The 17105-nt window shown below is 53.7% G+C and carries 13 protein-coding genes; 5 read left to right on the forward strand and 8 right to left on the reverse strand.

Annotated elements, in window-relative coordinates:
- Positions 1-25 precede the first annotated feature (25 nt).
- From FFR93_RS05330 to FFR93_RS05365, 7 genes are all read right to left on the reverse strand, one after another.
- Positions 26-2749, reverse strand: a complete 2724-nt coding sequence (locus FFR93_RS05330; protein ID WP_138392338.1) for a DNA methyltransferase — start codon at positions 2747-2749, stop codon at positions 26-28.
- Positions 2750-2893: 144 nt separating this feature from the next.
- On the reverse strand, positions 2894-3745 hold the full coding sequence (locus FFR93_RS05335; RefSeq protein ID WP_138392339.1) for a hypothetical protein: 852 nt from the start codon (positions 3743-3745) through the stop codon (positions 2894-2896).
- Entirely contained in the window at positions 3738-6044 is a 2307-nt protein-coding gene (locus FFR93_RS05340) for an AAA family ATPase (RefSeq protein ID WP_138392340.1), read from the reverse strand. Before FFR93_RS05340 ends, FFR93_RS05335 begins: the two co-directional genes overlap by 8 nt.
- Before the next feature lie 93 nt (positions 6045-6137).
- The gene (locus FFR93_RS05345) at positions 6138-7919 is read right to left on the reverse strand and encodes an amidohydrolase (protein ID WP_138392341.1); all 1782 of its coding nucleotides are present in this window, start codon (positions 7917-7919) and stop codon (positions 6138-6140) included.
- Positions 7920-8150: 231 nt separating this feature from the next.
- Positions 8151-8714, reverse strand: a complete 564-nt coding sequence (locus FFR93_RS05350) for a hypothetical protein (protein ID WP_138392342.1) — start codon at positions 8712-8714, stop codon at positions 8151-8153.
- Between the two features lie 14 nt (positions 8715-8728).
- The gene (locus tag FFR93_RS05355) at positions 8729-9616 is read right to left on the reverse strand and encodes a metallophosphoesterase (protein ID WP_138392343.1); all 888 of its coding nucleotides are present in this window, start codon (positions 9614-9616) and stop codon (positions 8729-8731) included.
- Positions 9617-10233: 617 nt separating this feature from the next.
- Positions 10234-11997, reverse strand: a complete 1764-nt coding sequence (locus FFR93_RS05365; RefSeq protein WP_138392344.1) for an IS200/IS605 family accessory protein TnpB-related protein — start codon at positions 11995-11997, stop codon at positions 10234-10236.
- Between the two features lie 609 nt (positions 11998-12606).
- Between FFR93_RS05365 and FFR93_RS40740 the strand changes: the two genes are divergently transcribed.
- Together FFR93_RS40740 and FFR93_RS05370 are read left to right on the forward strand one after the other, a co-directional pair.
- Positions 12607-12768 (forward strand): hypothetical protein, encoded by a 162-nt coding sequence (locus tag FFR93_RS40740; RefSeq protein WP_171049099.1) that lies wholly within the window; start codon positions 12607-12609, stop codon positions 12766-12768.
- Complete coding sequence (locus tag FFR93_RS05370) at positions 12746-13693, forward strand: zincin-like metallopeptidase domain-containing protein (RefSeq protein WP_138392345.1); 948 nt, start codon at positions 12746-12748, stop codon at positions 13691-13693. The genes FFR93_RS40740 and FFR93_RS05370 overlap by 23 nt, the downstream gene beginning before the upstream one ends.
- A 65-nt stretch (positions 13694-13758) precedes the next feature.
- Here the strand turns inward: FFR93_RS05370 and FFR93_RS05375 are convergent, their stop codons facing one another.
- Complete coding sequence (locus FFR93_RS05375) at positions 13759-14304, reverse strand: hypothetical protein (RefSeq protein WP_138392346.1); 546 nt, start codon at positions 14302-14304, stop codon at positions 13759-13761.
- 285 nt (positions 14305-14589) lie between these two features.
- Between FFR93_RS05375 and FFR93_RS05380 the strand changes: the two genes are divergently transcribed.
- From FFR93_RS05380 to FFR93_RS05390, 3 genes are read left to right on the forward strand one after another with little or no spacing between them, the layout of a single operon-like run.
- Complete coding sequence (locus tag FFR93_RS05380) at positions 14590-16710, forward strand: hypothetical protein (RefSeq protein WP_138392347.1); 2121 nt, start codon at positions 14590-14592, stop codon at positions 16708-16710.
- Positions 16707-16937: a hypothetical protein gene (locus tag FFR93_RS05385; protein WP_138392348.1), complete on the forward strand. Its 231-nt coding sequence runs from the start codon at positions 16707-16709 to the stop codon at positions 16935-16937. Before FFR93_RS05380 ends, FFR93_RS05385 begins: the two co-directional genes overlap by 4 nt.
- Complete coding sequence (locus tag FFR93_RS05390) at positions 16924-17103, forward strand: hypothetical protein (protein WP_138392349.1); 180 nt, start codon at positions 16924-16926, stop codon at positions 17101-17103. The genes FFR93_RS05385 and FFR93_RS05390 overlap by 14 nt, the downstream gene beginning before the upstream one ends.
- The last annotated feature ends 2 nt before the right edge of the window (positions 17104-17105 follow it).

Here is a 17105-nt window from a genome sequence, read left to right on the forward strand (position 1 = left end):
CCATCTTGAGCTGCAGTCTCGTACGTTAGATGTCCTCGTCTGCGGCATCTTCGTCAACCGAAAGTTCGACATCGAGTGTGGTGCTATCACCAACCTCTGGTCTTTGGAGCACATAGAGACGGAACAAATGCTCCACCCTTTCTGTATCGTCTCGATAAGCCCGGCCACGGTATATACGTTCAACGGTATCATCGAGTGTCTGATGAGCTGCCCGTAAACTTTCGGGCATCGTCTTCACATCGTAAAGCTTTCCGATGCTGGTGCCCGAATGCGCTTCGCGCTGGGCTACGACTTCCCAAACCGCATCCTCGATTTGCTGCTGTTGCCTGGCCGAAAGGTCGATCAATGGAAACGTATTGTAGCCAAGCGTGTTGGAATATCTGATGCGGGTTTCGAGTTGGCCACACACTGTTCTGATCCAGACCGCGTGCAGTCGACTGAGCAGCAAACCCAAAAGCCAGATTGGCCCATCGAAAACCGCGAAGGCAAGGTTGGTCACAACTGGCGAAGAGGTTAAAAGGCCGCACGGCACATATTGACGCTTTTCGGAGTAGACGCTCGGAATGATCAGAACGTGCTCACATTCCTCCTGCCTGATCTGATCGAACTTATGCGAGACCTCGGCACGCTTTTGCGTCGGGATTTTTGGGCTTGCCAGACGAAATTCCCGGACGGCTTCAATACGGCGCGCGATTGGCGCGATCCCAAGGGCCTCTTCCACCCGGTCGTCGGGTATCCAAAGACACCAACGCTCGATGCCATTGATATACTCTTTCGACCCGTACACGCGTCGAAGAAAAGACGCCGCCTCTGGATGGGCAGCCACCAACCTGTTCCGTTCTTCTGCCGTCAAGAACAAATTGCCATCATCGGTCGGTTTGCTCCCGTTCGTGACGGGCACGATGGAGGTCAAAGGACGGGTGCGCGGATAGACGATGACGTTCTCGAAATCCAGGAGATAAGGGTTGATGTTGTCTGCTACTCGTACGGTCTCGTTCTCAAATATACGCTTCGTGCGAGGAGCAGACGCGGCGAATCCAACGATCACACACGTCACACCTGCATTTTTGGAAGCATTGTTCCTCCACTTGAAGGACAGATGAGCAAACGTTATTTCCATCTTTCGCTGAAACATCAGGGGCCAGAGCAAGCCAACCTGCTCTCCCTGACAGATAGAATTTGTGGAAACGAATGCCGCCTGAGCACCCGTTGCACCACAATAGTCAGCCCCCTTGAGGAACCAGCAACTTACATAATCAAGGTACTTGTAAACGTCCAAATGCTGAGCAAACAGAAGAGCCATATCTTCCTTCTGCTCAGGCTCAAGAGATGTACCTCCCAGGTAAGGCGGGTTGCCGACGATGTAAGTAGTGCCTGAGGGGTCTGGCGGACAAACTGTCAACCAGTCCACACGAGCGGCATTACCCCGGACGATGTTGCCACCATCTTTGAGGGGAAGCGCCGGAGGAGCCTTGCCGAATTCGACTTCAAATTCCTTATTTGCCTGGTATTCGGCGATCCAGAGCGAAAGCTTCGCAGTCTCCGCCGCGAAATCAGCGTATTCGATGCCGTAGAACTGGCTGAGGCGAACCTGCGACATAGGCAACATGGATTGCGAAGCAAGCGACTGCAGCTTCTTAAAGATCGCGTTCTCCAGTCGCCGCAGTTCTCGATACGAAATGATCAGGAAGTTGCCGGAGCCACAGGCGGGATCGAAGACCCGGATGCGAGCCACCTTTGCCAGAAGCTTTTCCAGCCGCTTCACATTGTTGCCAGCCTGTTCGAACTCCGCCTTCAAGTCGTCGAGGAACAGCGGCCCGATGACCTTCATGATGTTCGGGACGCTCGTATAGTGCATCCCGAGTTCGCTGCGCTTCTTCTCGTCAACAACGCCCTGGATCATCGACCCGAAAATGTCCGGGTTGATCTCGGCCCACTGCAGCCTGCAAGCCTCGATAAGAATGGTGCGGGCTCGCTGCGAGAACCGAGGCACAGCAGTCTTATCCCGGAAAAGGCCACCGTTCACATAAGGGAAGTCGTTGACATAGGACGGGAACCCTACCCTATCCTTCACCTTGAGATCGAGAGCCTCAAACACTTTGCTCAGGACCATGGCGACGTCGCTGCCGTCAACCTTGGTGTTCTGCTCCATAGTCCGAGTGAATATGTCTTCCGGAATGATGTGCGTGTCTTCCGCGAACATGCAGAAGAGCACCCTCGTCATGAACTGGTTGAGTTCGTGACGATGCGTAAGACCGGACCAATCGGGGTTAGCTTCGAGGATAGCATCGTAGAACTTCGCCAACCGGCCAGCAGCTTTGACGTCCGCCGGGTTTTCATCGACCGAACGGTACCGCTCAAGACCGGCGAGCGGGAGCGTCATGTTGAAATGACTATTCAGATTATCGAAGGAGTCGTGCCACGGCTCATCTGTTACGCTGTCGTAGCCCGAGATGTTCACACCATCCGAGACAAGCACGAACCTGGGCGCGTTCTTCCGGTTGCTGTTGGCTGCCCTGACGTTCTCGAACTCTTTAAGAACATGACCCTTCTCGGCACTGCGAAACGCGATCTTTCGAGGCCAGACGAACTCCACTCCCAGCGCGTCCGAACTGTTTCGGATTTTGGATATCGTAGCCTTGGGAGCGTCGTGGGCTTCGAGGAAGCCAAAGAAGAATGAAGAAGGCGAATAAGGCTTGCGTTTGAGTTCGTCCAGAGCAAGTTCGATTTCAGAAGGACTAACTGCCATGTTCCACCCTCAAAAGCCCAAAGGTCGAAAGATTCTCAACTTCAGAGGACATATAGAGGATAAAGATCGACTTTACCAGTCACACGCAGAACAAGTGTCAACATTAAAGTGGATATCGTTAACCCACTCCAATGTTGACGAGAATCAATTCTTCAGGTCCGGCCGTTCGGCGCGCTTGCGGTCCAGAACTTCCTTCCAGTTATCTGCATTGACCGAGTCGCAGTTCGCCACATAGATGCGCGGGTAAAAGCCGTTCTGGGGCAGAACAACCGGAATACTGATGTTGAAGGGCACCTTCAGACGATAGCTGTATTCCTTGACGTTGCAGGCGTTTTCTTCCGAAACGAACGCGCCCTTCAACTCACCCGGGTCATGCGAGACACGGCCGGTCATCAGGTACTTGAAGTCGAGCCAGCTGCTGTCGGTCATTCGGTGTTCTGTGGTATCCGTCTCACCTTCGCAAGGATATCGCGAGCAGGACGAAACAGACCAGATGTTGCGGCTCTCGTCGATCAGGTCGGGCTTCGAGAAAATCTCGGTCGTCCAGTAGGAGAACCCTTCGATCATCACCGCTTCGCTGCTGAGACGCGCGGTAAAGGGTACGCCGAACCAGGTGAACAGCAGCAGGAAGATCAGAGCGATGGCACCGCGCTTCTTGTCGTAGTCTCCGGTTTCCTTGTCCACCGAATACTTCTTGAAGGCCCATTTGCAGAAACGCCAATACTGCTGGGCGACGAAACTCAGGCCAAGCGTCAGGACAAGGATGATCTTCGACTTGAAAATCACCTCGATGGTATCGTAGGCGTTCTTGACGAAGCCGTAGCGCAGGTAGGCCGTGCGCCAGATTTCGCCGAAGATGTCACCCTTCCGATCTGCGCGCGCCCTGCCCTTTGCCTTCTTGTAACGCTCACCCTCGTCTTCAGGGTTCTGGGAGGCTTCTGCAGCCTCCACAGCACGACGCAGACGTTCGGCAGCGCTGAGTTGATCATCACGCATGTTCAGCGAGTTCCTTGGCCTTGAAGTCGAAGGCGAACGCCTTGTTCGTCATGTCGTAGTGAGCCATCAAAGACCCGGAGACCTTCGAGGCAGACAGAATGATGTCGACAAGCTTATCGCCGATGACCTGGTTGATCAGGCGGCCTGCGTGACGGCCACTTTTGCCGATGCAATGCTCTTCGACGAACCTGCTGATCGAGGCGTCGTCGACCACGAGGTCGAAATCCGGGTTGTTGCGCTGTGCGTTCTTCTCCAGCGTTTTGACCGCGCGGACGATGATTTTCGCCAAGGACTCCCGGTCGAGCGGGCCAGCGCACAGCAGGGCATCGTGTCGGTCGAGATATTCTGGCGAGAAGTCCTGCCCGCTGCTGCGAATGAGGCTGTTAAAGAGCACTACGCCTTCTTCATACTCGCCGTTCCAGATGCCACGGTCGTTACCGAAGTTGCTGGTCGCGATGATGATGATATTGCGGAAGTCGGCAACTTCACCGTCCAAACCGACCGCACGACCAGCACTCATCACCGTCAGAAGAGCTTGGCGGACATCGTAATGCGCCTTCTCGATTTCATCTAAGCAAAGAACACAGAAAGGCTTGTCCTGACCGATCTGGATCAGGCGACCTTTCTTCCCATGACCGGCATAGCCGGGAGGCGCACCGAACAGAGACGACACGTTATGCTCGGCACCGTAATCGTTCATGTTCAATTCTTCGTAGTAGTCTTCGGAGCCGAAGAGCTTGACCGCCAATTGCTTCGCGGTCCAGGTCTTGCCCGTACCCGGAGGACCAGCAATCATGAAGACGCCGAGCGGCTTGTCGGGATCGTTGAGACCGGCGGCGGCGCGTTGGAGGGCCTTCACAATCGGTTCGATGACGTGATCCTGACCGTAAACGCTCTCCTTCATGAGAGAGACGCCATTGCGAAGGTTTTCGCGCAGACGGCCGGAAATACCGCCGACAGGAGACTTCGTCACTTTGGTTGCTTCATCGTCGATAACCGACGGAGGCATGACAACGTCCTGGTGCATCACGTCGCTGAAAGAAAGGAGTTCTTCCTGCTTGCGCTGGATCGCCTGCGTCCATTTTGCAATGTCGGAGTTCAGCTCCTTGACGCGAGGATTGCGGTGCACCGACATGTCGAATTGTGCGAACTTCAGCAAGCTGTCACGGTCGAGATTGAGAATGTCCGAGCGAGCACGGCCCTTGAAGAGAGCATCGCCTTCGCTGGTATCGAAGTAGACGTCCTTCAAATCGTTATACGTGTTGGTGCGCGTCTCTTCATCGAGCTTCTCGATCTCCATCTGCGCCGATCCGATCATCGCCTCGAACTTGCGAATATCTTCCTGGTGGGCTTTGATCTGCTCTCGATGACCATCCCATTGCACTGAAGCTCGCTCAAGCGCGTCGCGCAGAGAAGCGATCTCGCGAGCGTAGGGATTATTTTCGTCATTCTCAACGAAGCCGCTCATCTGCCCCTTGGCGACGAGGTCATTGAGAACGAGTTCTTTCTCATACGAACCGGGAGCGTTGCTGTGAATTTTGATGCGGAACGCGGTCGCGGCACTGTCAATCAGCCGGATGACGCGGTTCGGCTGAGCCGTATCGTACATGCTCTTGAAGCGATCCGTGATGTCGATAGCATGCAACAGGACTTCATCCGTCAGGATGACGTTCTTGGCCGCGTGCTTCTTGGCATGATGGCGCACGATCTCCAGCAGCTGGTCGCGCTGCGGCTCATTGATATCCTTGCGCGAGAAGTTGTCCTTGAATTCAGGATGGGCTTCATGAAACTCGTCGATGTGTTTCTTGTCGACGCCGATAATGATGTCAACATAGTCAGCGCGGATTGCGGCTTCGATCAGACCGTTGACGACATGCTGCGGCGCGTTGTCGATGAAGGTCGTGCCGTCATCGATGATCACAATCGGCTTGACCCTGCGCTGACGGTTATGTCGCTGCAGTTCTTCGAGCGCTTCATAGAAACGCTTTTCGATCAGACCGGAGTCGGAGGTGCTGAACAGGCTGTTCGCGTTGAATTTGAAAATCGGACGAACCATGAAATCGTCCGGCATGAAACTAGAAGTCTGGTGATGCACGAGCGCATCCATCAGAGCCGTCACGCCAGCACCACGGGAACCGACAAGCTTCACGCTGTTGGCGCTCGGCAGATAAAGGCAGCGAACAAGATCGACAATCTCGCCGGTATCACCGATGAAGGCAAAATCGGGCTTCATTGCCTTGAGGTAATCAGCGTAGGGAACGATAAGCTTCTTATCCATCCCGAGGTCAAAATATCGCATGACGGTAATTTCCGAAGTTTGTGGCTGAGATTAGGGCACACCTGTGGGGATCGATCCCCACAGGTGTTATCGAAACAAGGAGAACCGGGCCGATTACTCGGCGGTGGCGGCAGCCATGGCCTTGTTTTCTTCGTCTACGACAGCCGAGGCGACCGTGCTGGTGACGTCCTTGAGGGCCTGCTGGGCGACGTCCAGGCTCTGGCGGACTTCGTAGTTTTCCTGCGTCTTCTTGCGCAGGTCGGCTTCGACCTCGTTCATCATGTTGATGGTCTGCAACGTGCTTTCCATCGTCTTGCGCAGCTGCTCGTTGTTGTGGCCGGTCGAGTGCGACAGGATGTCGAAGACCGACGTAACCGACTGCTGGGTGGTGCGGGACAAGTCGGCGAAGGCGTCGTTGACCATGTTGTTGCTTTCGGTCGCCGTTGCCATTTCGACCGACTTGACCACGATGGCGAGCTGAGCCGGAATATCGACGGCCGCGCTGGTGCGCAGGTTGTTCGCGTCGAGTTCCTTCTGGCTGTAAGAGTCGCGAAGGCTCTTGAACGCGCCGGACTGGTTGATCAGCTTGCCTTCCAGGGTCGCCGTACGCGAAGCCGTGGACGTCACTTCCGAGATATGTTCGTTCGCCGCATTGAAATGCTTCATGGCGATTTCATAGTCCGGATCGTAGATGGCATCCTTGCCCTTGGCTTCCTTGATCCGGTCGATGATAGCCTTCTGCTGCTGGATGAAGTCGCCGTCGACAACACGTACCTTCTTGTCCACAGTCGACAGCAGGCCGACCATGTCACCGAGGTTGGTGATCACGTTGAGCTGGCTACGCGCCTCGTTCTTGCCGCTCGCGAAGCGACCGATGGAGCTTTCGATCTTGGATACCGAGCGCTCGACGATGGTCTGGGCCGCAGTCACGACTTCCTCGCGCTTGTTCTTGAAATCGTCGCCGGTGATTTCGATCAGGGTGGCGATGGCCTGGCTGTCTTCGTTGGCATCGAACTCAGCCTGCGCTGCCGCAATCTTGGCGTCGAAATCCACGAGCGCGGCCTCGGCCGCACCGACATTCGCAGTCGTAGCGGCCAGGCGATCATTGAGGTTTTTGGCTTCGCTGAGCGCCGCGTCGATCTGCTTCTGATAACGGTCGATCTCGAACTGGGCGTCAGCGATCTGCTTGCCCTTGCCGAAGATATTCCAGCTCTTCTCGGCCAGAACCTTCTGGTCGCGGAAGTGCTCGATGTTGGAGTTCAGCGATTCCAGGCGGGACGAAAGGCGCGAGGATTCACCATTGATCGTGACGATCTCGTTTTTCAACGTTTGCAGTTCTGCGGTCTTGCCGTCCTTGTCGACCTGCATCTGGCTGATGTCGCCGCGCATCTTCGAGACGGCTTCGATGAGTTCGTTGGCGGAAATGCCAGCGTCACGAGCCTTGGTCAGGACTTCGAGCGCCTTCAGGAACGGCTGGATGTAGCCCTTGAAGATCGCGATATTGCCGAACAGCTCGCGAACAGCCGCGTCGTAGAGCGAAAACGCTTCGTCGTTGGTGAATTCCATGCCCTTCTGAGACGCCGACTTCAGCTGATTTTCGAGATACCAAAGGAATTCGTTAACCGACTGACGGTTCTTTTCGTTCTCGGCTTCCGACAGGGTGCTGTTGTAAACCTTCAGAGCGACGAGCTTCTCGTACTTGGCTTCGTCGGTGAGCTTTTCGTCAGTCAGGATCGCGTAGGTCGGATTTGCCTTGATCTGGGCTTCCGAAATCGCGAAGGATTCCTGCTTCTGGACCGGTTGCGCGGCCACGACCTTCTTGGTCTTGGCAACTTCTGCCGCAGCGGCCTGTGCCTGCTTGCCCGCCTTAAGCCTTGCAAAAACGTCTTCCGACATGATCTCTCCTTGGGTGTCGTAACCAGATTTTGGTTGCTTCTCCCAACTTATATGCAAGGTGTCAACTAATTTTAAAGGGCGGACGAAGGAAATCTTTGGATTAAGGGCCAATTATTTTCGATTGAGACCTATGCATCCGGGCGCAAGTCAACAAAAACAATGCCTTCCGGAACGTCAACGAGGAATTATCTAAAAATCTTCGGGGTATTTCTCAACAGGAGTTACGCGAAATCAGGGCGCGTAATCAACCGCATACGACGACGCAAGCTCCGACAAAAAGATGTGGCGGGACACGAACTCGACGTCATCGATATCCAGGCGGCCGGTAAAAGAAAGGAATTGCAGGCGCGAATAAGGAGAACCTGGCCGATACCGATCTGCAGAATAATCCCTGCCGAACCGTTCAGAGAACCACGGCGGGGTCGAACCCACCTCTCGCTTCTCAGCCTCGTCAAGTCGAAGAAGCGCTGCCTGATACAGCGAAACTTCTTGTTCGACCGTCAACAAACTCCAGCCGATCTCTCCGAGCAATTCCGCCAGTTCCTGATCATGTTTCCCGACGGCTTCAAGGTCGGCACCTTTGAGGCCCAGGTCGCTTAGATAGAAATCGGTGTAGTCTTCGTTTTCTCCGCGAAGGTCCGCAATGACTTCCCCGATGCTGCGCTGAGACAGAAAGTGGCGGGACCCGTCATCGTGCATGATCGCGCTGCGCAGCAGATGATAAGCATCGAGCGCAAAGCGACGATCCTTCAGCCGCGCCTTGAAGGCCTCATGTTTTGCAAGATCATCTTCCAATGTGTGTCGGTTCATTAGCCAAGCATCCCTTGCTGTTCCGGCGTTTGCGCAATCGCTCCAAGCTCAAACGTCTTGTTGACGTTGAAGTTGGGATTCTCGGCCTGCCCGTTTTTCAGGACATGCCCATGAGGGTTTGACAGAAGACGGGTACGTCCGACCTGGACATCGCAACCATCGAGATTGTTGCCAAATATCCAGGCTTCTGGAGCATCCGCCGACGCAAGGAGGTTGGAGAAGTCATTATTGAAAAAGACCCCGAAGGCGTTGTCGGCGAAGCGAGGCGAGACACCGGCCGGATGCGGGATGGTATGACTGACAACGACACGCGGACCCGTCTTCGGCTTCTTCAACTCGGCATCGATATACGCCTTGGAACGCAGGAATGCGCGCGTCTGGTGCGCTGGCGTGAACCGTTGATCAGGTTTGACGAAAATCTTTCGGAAATCGTTCCATGGCTCGAACACGGCAGGATCAGTAACACCGCGCAAATCGGTCCAGAGCGTAGACCCGATGAACGTGGTGCCGTCGATCACAACGCTGCCGTTCTCCAGAACATGGATGTTTCCGATCTTCTTCGCGCGGCGCTTGGCGACACTGAGAAGCTTGGTCTTGGTATCCGGGCGAAATGGGCCTCGATAATAGTCTCGGTTACCGGGTACGAGAATGACCGGCATACGTTTCGAGATTGGCTCAAGAGCCTCTACCGAACGAATAAGGTCCGGAAAGAAGTCGCCCGCAACAACACAAACGTCTGCATCGATACCAGGATCGAAAACCAGTGTGTGGACGCGCGGTTTAATCGGCTCGGGACGAGACAAATCCTCAAGCGAACCAACCAGAAAACGCTTCGAAAACACACTCATGATGTCGAGGTGAATACAGGAGAAGTACCAGATTTTCATTCAATTGCCCCAGGCGACGCGCCGCTTAAAGAATAAGATAACGAAGCAAAGTGAAAAAGCCACCAGAAAGGAGTTCTGCTCCGGCCCATTTGAGACCGGAGCAGTTTTATCACTTATTGGCGAGACGCGGTTCGATTTTGCCGTCGACGACAACAGGCTTGGACACCTCAAGCTTGCCATCCCACCCGGCCCCGAGCGCCTTGTTCAGCGAAACGTAATCGAGCGCCATGGCGACACGATTCTTCGCGTTGGTCTGGGCACTGAACAGGGATCGTTTGGCGGAGAAGACATCCAGGAGATCGCTGGCTCCCGTCTCATACGATGTCCGGGTCAGGTCGAGAGATTTCTGGTGAGCTGGCTTGCCGAGCCGAGGTCGAGTTGTATTTGGACAAGTTCCCGAGTCTGGCGTTGGACTTGCGGCCGGACAGTTCGGATAAAATCGTGACAGGTTGCGCCTGCAGAGTAATGACACCAACCTTTGCAGGCGGCATCGCCATCATAAAACTACTCTTGAGAAACTTTTCAGTTTCCTGGCTTGTTTCACAATACATTTCTGAATCATGCCCCGTTCGCCAATGGTTTCCCTACGGGGTCTGAATTTCCGATTGTCCGGCTCGTTAGAGGCAGGCAATCGGAACAACTGCGCCACGCCTGGGGCTGATCCACCTGACGGTGAATTTATACGTCAGCCCGGTGTGATGACAGAAGTTTTCGAAGACCTTGCGGATGATGTTGAATGCTCCGTTAACGTCAGCATGAATCCTGGCGAAACGCTTATCCGCCACGACATTGTGTCGAACGAACCAGGTGCGGTTCTTGGCGCTGCGCTTTCCAGAAAATCGATGCTGCGGAACGGAACGATCCGCTTCGGTCTGGGTATTCTGTGACTTTTCCTTTTTTGTTTTCAGCTTGGCGTGAACCGGTAGTTCATCACCGTCGATGAAGGATGACTGGCTGGTATAGCTTTCTTCAGTGGTAACGACGGCGATGCCGACGGCCTCCGCCTTATATCGGATGAGGCTGATCAGGCGGGCATGCGCAATGGCATGGAACATGCGATTTTGCTCCCTGCCGCTGTCGATGTCGCTTTTCCAGCCCTTGTTCTTGCCAATAACGATCAAGTCGATCTTGCGTTTTACGCATTGATCGACAATGTCGGTGCTGATCTTGTGCTCGAAGTCGGATTTTATCCGGTTTAGCCTGGCGCTCAGATTTCTGTATTCCGGGTCGGCAAAGCCTTTTTGCAGCTCCTTGCGCAGTTCGATCCGCTGGTCTTTGCCCAGCTTCTCACCTTTGTCTGTCAGTTCCTGCTTTAGACGCTGCAGTTCCTTCATGCGAGGTGTAGCGCAAGCGGCCAGACGCTCGTCCATCCTCATATGATAACGGTTCACGATCTCGTTCGGCCGTTCACCGGAATGAACGATGGCTCGGTGACCGGTCGAAAAGCCGACTGTCGCAATGTTCGTCTGGCCAAAATCTACACCAGCCAGATTCAATTTTAGGTCAGCCCTTCGAACATGATTGAGAATAAGCGTTTCACGATCTTCGACCGTCTTCAGGTCTGTGAACGCGGTTTGATGTTCCTTTGCAATGCGGTGAAGCAGCGATCCTTTCGGATAAGTCCTGTTCAGAGCCACCACAACTTCGATCTTCACCTTCGCTGCACCATCTGCGACGATTCTGATATGCTGTGGTTTGGCATCGAGCCAACCGCGCTTCTCGCATGCGTCGACGGCAGCCTTTTTCAGATCGTAGGCGTAGAAACGCTTCATTTGATCGACGGTAGCATCGCCAAGTTCTTTCAGCACAGTCGGTTTTGGCAAACCTCGGGTCATGTTCGCATAGGGCATTTCCAGCGGAAAATGCCCATCCTTCGGCTGGAAACTAGGAAACTTTGGCCGCCCAGTGTATTTGCCAGGATTTTTGGCAAAGTCCCGTTGCGCAGACAGCGATGCTTTCCAGATGTCAATGACGGAATGGACCACCTGCTGTGCTGCTGCCCCGGGCAGTCGTCGATAGACGATCTGCCCTTCATGATCAACATGGGATTTAACCACGTTGTCGAGGACGGTGACGTCTAAAGCGACATAGAGCGGAGAGACGGTCATGACAGATTCGAGTGAAGCGACGAGCCTCGTTTTCTCGTTCTGCTTCAGTTTACGCTTTGCGTTAACCGACCCAATCACCTGATTGAGAGCGGCAATGGCATCACGTTGATGATCATGCAGGTCGTCCTTGAGACGATAATTCCTGGATTCTGGATCGAAAGCGTAGGCGCTGTTGATCTGACGGATGAAAAACGTGCATGTGTTGTAGAGGTTCTTCGCTTCACGGGTTAGAGCAAGCGCGACAGCGGTCAATTCCCTGTCGAGAATAGGCACTCTCAATACTCTCTTCTCTGCCTTAACCGCTTCAGCCAATTGAACAATTGCCTCATTTACTCTCTGTCAACATAGGAGAGCATGAAGTGAACTAGAGTGTCAACACTAAAACTCACTTCCCAGCATTTATCTTCGACAAGATCAAGGAATTTTATCATCTTGCCGAAACCAACCAACGCGGAGCACCTTGCAGATTCAAGGCCGAATTACTGTTTGATGCGTTTTCCTATCTAAGGACGGCTCTGCCACTACGGCTTATCCCAGCATACGATCCTTGCGGATCGAGCCTATGCTGGAGCATCAGGCGATGGATCGTTCTTGAAACGACCGATCCAAAAAGAACGAAACTATGTTCAAGATCGACGCGGAAAAGGCAACGAACAAAACAACGGTTGTCGCTGAAGCGGGTGAAGATCGAGCATCTTTTGGCCAGACTCAAAACCTGGTGCATCATTCATCACTACTTCCTTCAAGACCGAAAACATGCGTAACATTCTTCAAACCCATTGCGTTCATCCATAATCAGATCATCATGGAAAAAATTATCAGGATTTGTAAAACAAGCCTAAATATCTTGTGCCTTTCCTCGCTAACCGGGACCCTCTCATCATGAACAACTTGAAAGTCGACCGCGATAACCCAAACATCATCAAGCCCAGCGAGATCGAGGAGCTTGGTCTTGAAGAAGCTGATGCATCCCTGGGGCCATCGTGGGAAGAAGTTGAAGAAGTGGTGAGAGCGAAAAAAGATGGCCAAGATAAAGAGCAATAAACCTCCTGTTGATCGGTACCAGGAGGTCACCGACAAGATCATAGCCATGCTTGAGGCTGGCCGGAAACCCTGGGTAAATCCTTGGGATAAAAACGGCGCTGCAATGATGGGACGGCCGGTCAACGCCGTTACAGGTCAGCCGTATTCCGGCATCAACCACATTATCCTGCTTTCGAGCGATCTCGCCATGCAGACCGGCGATCCTCGCTGGTGCACCTATAACAAGGCAGCGGAGAAGAAGTGGCAGGTTCGCAAGGGCTCCAAGTCAGAGACGATTTATTTCTACAGTCGAGTAGAACTGAAGAACGAACTCGATGAAGAGGGCAACCCGAAGACGATCCCGCTCCTTAAGGCGTTCCCCGTTTTCCATGCATCCCAGATTGAGGGTATTCCGGAATATGCCCCCGCTGCTCGAAGTCACGACTGGTCGGTGATCGAGGCAGCGGAAGAAATCATGCGTAACAGTGGCGCTGACATCAGAGTTGGCGGAAATCAGGCCTATTACAGCCCGGCAACGGACCACATCCAGATGCCGCCAAAGGAAAGTTTCCACACGGTCGAAGGCTACGCAGCCACGAAACTCCATGAGCTTGGTCACTGGACAGGTCATTCATCGCGCTTGAACAGGACCTTTGGCAAGGCTTTCGGCGACGAAAACTACGCCATGGAAGAACTTCGTGCAGAGCTGGCATCGGCCTTCATCGGTAGTGAACTCGGCCTGACAGCCGAAATCGAAAACCACTCCAGCTACATTGGTTCTTGGCTTGAAAAGCTGAGAAACGACAAGCGCGAGATTTTCCGGGCTGCCAAGGATGCTCAAAAAATCGCCGACCTCGTCCTGAACTACCACCCGCAATACAAGAAGGATGCGGGACCGGAACAAACACCTGAAGATGATGCGCCTGCGATGAAAATGGCGGGATAAAAGTTTTTCATGACGGCCAATCTTAGCTAAACGCGAATGATTGGCCGTCAGTTACAGGTAAGAACTCAAAACTTCCGAAATTCACTTTTATATGGAACGCACCCATCAGCGTACGTAAAAGCGTGAAACTTGTCGTACCGGGTTGTGCCGAATGCAAGACCCTGAAGGGGCTGCAGCAAAAGCAACGAAACGATAAGTGCATTTAAGGCAATATGTATTGCCGAAAGAACCGTTGCCTGGGTGATCAGTATCAAAGGCTCTCGACGATAGAACGCCAAAGTGTCTCTGATCGAGGAGCCCAGATGTTTGCCCGTTTTTTCCTTCGCATGCGCATAAGCGTGAGAGTTTAGATGCCAGAGATAAACACCCAAGGCGATCAAGCTATAAGGCAAAAAGGCACCAGCTATTAACAAGTTCGCAGATTCAGGTGTCGCTCGCCGGATCAAGCACCCTTCATAAATGGCATATCGAAGTCCGAGATCGATCCCCAAAAGGGTCAAAAATATCACGCACACACCCAACAAAGATGCGAAACCCATGGCTCCGTCAATCAGGGTCCATTTCATTTTGAACAAACGATACAAAGCACCCACGATAGTGAGGACAACCAACAGGGAACCCGTCCCCAGGACTGCATAAAGAATTACGTTCCCCAAACCTTATACCTTCTCCCATAAAAGCTGCGGTCCCTTCTCGATTGGAAGAAAGGATCGACGGAAACGCTCGTTAGATTTCATCATTTGTATGAAAGAACGGCAATAAAAATTATCCGTTTCGTGCCTGCATTGCGATTTAATTGGTGGCCAACATCCCCAAGCAGCCCGATCAAAAATTGACTTGCGAATTCCTTATTTCACGGATAATGTCAACATTATTGGATCAAGGATTACGCGTTGATGGAATTCGAGACCCCGACCGAAGAAGCACTCGAACTGTGGCAACAGCTCATCGGCATTCGTGCTGAAGAGAGTGCGAAGACGATTGGGGCCTGGAGACTGTACGATACATTGAAAGCGCTCCAGGAAGCTTTCGAAATCGATACGTCCGAGATCACAGCAACCCTCCTCCTCCGACATTTTCTCAACGTCTTCATCGCGGACCGGGAATACACGCTAAAGACGCTCATCGAAACGCCAGGCGAGGTCGAGAAAGATGTTGCAAGAACCCGTCGACTGATCGAGTTGCTGAATCGCCCTGAAGTGGCCGAGCAGACAGAGATGTTGATGCAGGCAGTCAGGAACGGCTTGAAGCACTACGGTGCCGACGAACGCGAAGACGTCGCCAAACTCATCGACAAGGTCGAAACGCTTGGTATCCTTCGCCGTGACGCCCTTCGCAGCATGCAGAAACTCAAGGTCGACCAGTTCTTCGACGGGCAACCGGCTGAAGAGGGAACAAAACCTCTTTACCATCCCATGGTTCACCAGTGGTGGAACATCAACTCCATGCTTGAGGCGGCGTTCCATATGCCGTCAGGGGTCTCTCTGAACCTCATCCGCGACCACAATGATTACCACTCGTTCTTTTGCTTCCTGATCAAGAACGGGCACAACATTTTTGTCCTGTCTGACGCGCCGCAATGGACCCATCCACTGCAGCCGAGCCAGAGCCGCCGTCCCGACCGCGAAATGGACGAGCGCATCTCGAAGCACTGGTTCCCTTACGGCATCATGAACATCAAGACGGATGAAGACGGTCGACTTGCCTTTGCCGAAAGCGACAGCACGGCTCTCGTCCTTCACCAGGAAGAGGCTCTGCCGGTCAAGCCGATCTCGGAACTGGCTCCAGGTGAACTCGTCTGGACACTGATGATGTTCGATCTGATTATCGACCGCTTCTGGAAAAAGGGTTTCAAGGCTCCTGCGCTCTCCTACACTGGAGAAATGGTGCTTGTTCAGGACAAACTCGAACTCGCTGCCTACAAGGCGGGTCTTCCGACCATCGGGTATCAGCCGATCAATGTCGCGCCTGTCACAGTGCAGGAAGCTGCCGACGCCACCGAGGCGGACGGCATCGGCAAACAATGTTCGAACCGGAACAAATGGCTGGAGGAACGTTACCGGCACCGCATTTCCGAAGCGTCGTTAAATGCTATCGCCTCCCCCGACAAACTGGTCTTCATCGAACATAACGGCGAGGTCAACGAACGCAAGAAAACCGAGGTCGCAGCACTGGACTACTTCAAGAAGGAAGAGTTCAAGAGCCGCACCAACGTAATCCAGTCTCTGGATGCCACCACATTCGGAAGCCGGGAGAACCTGCTGGCCAACCGCATGTACATCGCCCGGGCGAACTACGTCGAGCAGATCGCGATCCTGGCGCAACAGGAATACGAAGAGCGCAAGAAGGACGTGCTCAAGTGGTATACGACGGCCGTCCAGCGGAATCGCGAAGCAATCCTGAAAATGGCCGGGTGCGGGCTGATCTGGCTGGATGAAACCAACGCAAAAAGCCGCAGCTACACAAACCGAACCGGGCCGCAGGTCAGGCTGGGAATGACGAAGTTTGCCGACATCGAAGGGTTGCCGCGAACGATGCGAAGCTTGACGCGCCTGGTGCCAGCCAAGGCGAAGCGATCCAGCGATCACTCGCTGCTGGATACCGTCAATGTCGAAAAATACGGCGAATACACCGGTCGGGAATGTGTCATCACCCACACGAAGCCGTCTTACGGCGTAATCCTCTCCCCTGTGAACGCATTTGAAGTGGCACTGCTCGCAGGTGTAAAGGTCAGCCAGTTGCCCGACGTACTGCAGCATTATGACCTCGCCGAAGCCCCATCTGGCAATCACCTCCTCGACCGCATCGACCCCATGGACTGGGCGCTGAAAAATCCCTGGCAACGCCTCAATCTCCAGGTCGGTGTCCCGCTGTCCAAACGAGGCCTCTCCAGGATCATGACCAAGGCAGAACTTCCGGCGCAGCTTGAAGAACTGGTGGTCAAGAACGTTCCGGAAGAGATTGCTAGGGACGAATGGAACCCCGAACTTATCGACCGGAGAGCGATGGGCTTATGAACTCGATCATCAAGGCCGCCTGCGCCACCTGCAGAAGGGAACTCGACGTGGAAGGCGATCCACTGTCCTCAGACTGTGGCGGCGACTGCTGGGGATGTGTCGGGGAAACCGAAGCCAGTCTCGGATACGGGCCATCCATAGAGAAATGCAACGCCGAGATTGACGCCGGGTATCGCTCGGGATCAAAGTTCAAACTGAAAAAGGATGTCGATAATGGCCAAGAGTAAAAAGACCCTGAGTGAGCGCATTGCCCATGCCGATATGATGGGCAGCCGTCACCTCGCCGATGCAAACGAGGCGAACGAACAGGGTAAGACGGAAAAAGCCGAGAAGCTTTACGCGAAAGTCCAATACTGGCTCGATCTTTCGAACAAATTGCGCGGCAACTGCTGAAC

The sequence above is a fragment of the Rhizobium sp. MHM7A genome (assembly GCF_005862215.1).
In the GTDB taxonomy this organism is placed as follows: Bacteria; Pseudomonadota; Alphaproteobacteria; order Rhizobiales; family Rhizobiaceae; genus Rhizobium; species Rhizobium bangladeshense.

Bases quoted from the DNA above. Each gene is read 5' to 3' on its own strand.
- FFR93_RS05335 (WP_138392339.1), bottom strand. From the start codon at position 3,745: ATGCGTGATGATCAACTCAGCGCTGCCGAACGTCTGCGTCGTGCTGTG.
- FFR93_RS05390 (WP_138392349.1), top strand. From the start codon at position 16,924: ATGGCCAAGAGTAAAAAGACCCTGAGTGAGCGCATTGCCCATGCCGAT.
- FFR93_RS05385 (WP_138392348.1), top strand. From the start codon at position 16,707: ATGAACTCGATCATCAAGGCCGCCTGCGCCACCTGCAGAAGGGAACTC.
- FFR93_RS40740 (WP_171049099.1), top strand. From the start codon at position 12,607: ATGAACAACTTGAAAGTCGACCGCGATAACCCAAACATCATCAAGCCC.
- FFR93_RS05355 (WP_138392343.1), bottom strand. From the start codon at position 9,616: ATGAAAATCTGGTACTTCTCCTGTATTCACCTCGACATCATGAGTGTG.
- FFR93_RS05330 (WP_138392338.1), bottom strand. From the start codon at position 2,749: ATGGCAGTTAGTCCTTCTGAAATCGAACTTGCTCTGGACGAACTCAAA.
- FFR93_RS05370 (WP_138392345.1), top strand. From the start codon at position 12,746: ATGGCCAAGATAAAGAGCAATAAACCTCCTGTTGATCGGTACCAGGAG.
- FFR93_RS05380 (WP_138392347.1), top strand. From the start codon at position 14,590: ATGGAATTCGAGACCCCGACCGAAGAAGCACTCGAACTGTGGCAACAG.
- FFR93_RS05345 (WP_138392341.1), bottom strand. From the start codon at position 7,919: ATGTCGGAAGACGTTTTTGCAAGGCTTAAGGCGGGCAAGCAGGCACAG.
- FFR93_RS05340 (WP_138392340.1), bottom strand. From the start codon at position 6,044: ATGCGATATTTTGACCTCGGGATGGATAAGAAGCTTATCGTTCCCTAC.